Source organism: Moorena sp. SIO3I6 (assembly GCF_010672095.1).
In genome coordinates this window covers 1-1,087 of sequence record NZ_JAAHHU010001665.1, presented here as the reverse complement: position 1 = coordinate 1,087, position 1,087 = coordinate 1, and the positions used below count along the sequence as shown (strand labels likewise).

The 1,087-nt window shown below is 46.7% G+C and carries 1 pseudogene; it reads right to left on the bottom strand.

The features are described 5' to 3' along the window. Positions 1-15 precede the first annotated feature (15 nt). Positions 16-1,087: pseudogene (locus F6K49_RS52125) on the bottom strand (chromosome segregation protein SMC); the annotation flags it as partial.

Below are 1,087 nucleotides of genomic sequence, written 5' to 3'. Positions count from 1 at the left end.
GCCGCTGCTACACTATCATCTTCTACCACTAAATTCCCGAGGCGTGCGCCAGCGGCAATTTCTAGGGCTAGCTGATATGGGTTCAACTCTACCCAATTGGGCGACTAATCCACAAACTCCCATTATACTACTTTCTAGGATAACTTTAGTAGCATAAGTCCCTTGGGCTTCTTGTTGAGCTTGGGCTTGGGCTTCTAGTTTATCGAGTTGCCGTTGTTTTTGCCGTTGTTCCCCGAGCAGGCGAGTTTGGGTTTGTTGTTGGAGTTGTAGTTGTTGTTCGGTATTCCCTAAGGATTGGGCGAGGGACTGGACTTGTTGGGAATAAGTGGTTAATTGAGTTTCTAATGCCACAGCTTGGGTTTGCTTGGTGGCGATTTCTGGTTCTAAGGTTTGCAGTTGCTGGGTTTGGTCTTGGATTTGCCGATTTAGCTGATTCTGACGCTCTTGGAGTTGAGCTTGCTCGGTGCGTTGGGGGTTGATGGTTTTGAGTAGGGTGTCGATCTCCTTGGTGAGGGTGGTTTGTTGTTGTACCCAGGCATCACTAGCGGCTGCGATCGCATTGGCTTGTTCTCGGCTTTGGTTGAGAGCAGCTTGAGCCTCATCCCGTGCCACTTGTAAGGAGGTTTTAGACAAGGTCTCTAGATCATTTTTTTCTGCGATCAACTGTTCCAGGGTTTGCTCGACTTGTTGAATTGTCTCTTGTGTACGTTGGAGATTAACAGCGGCATTTTGTAGGTTATCAGTTAGTTCCTGCTGTCGGGTTTGTAGTTGACGTTGTTCAGCTTGTTGAGTGGCAAGGGTGGATGCGATCGCAATTTGTTCTTCTTCTCCTAAGGCTTTGACCCGAGCATTGAGTTGGTCAAGTTCAGTGGTAGTTTGGTTAATTTGTTCCTCAATGCTAGTAATCTGAGCAATAAGCTGGGCTTTTTTTGTATTAGCAGCATCAATTTGCTGTTGGACTTGGGATACTTGCTTCTGGAGCAATCGCCATTTTAGAACAATTTCCCACTGTTGCTTTTGTTGGAGTTCAGCACGGAGTTTTTGATATTTCTCAGCTTTAGCACGGTCAGCAGCTAAGCGATCGCGT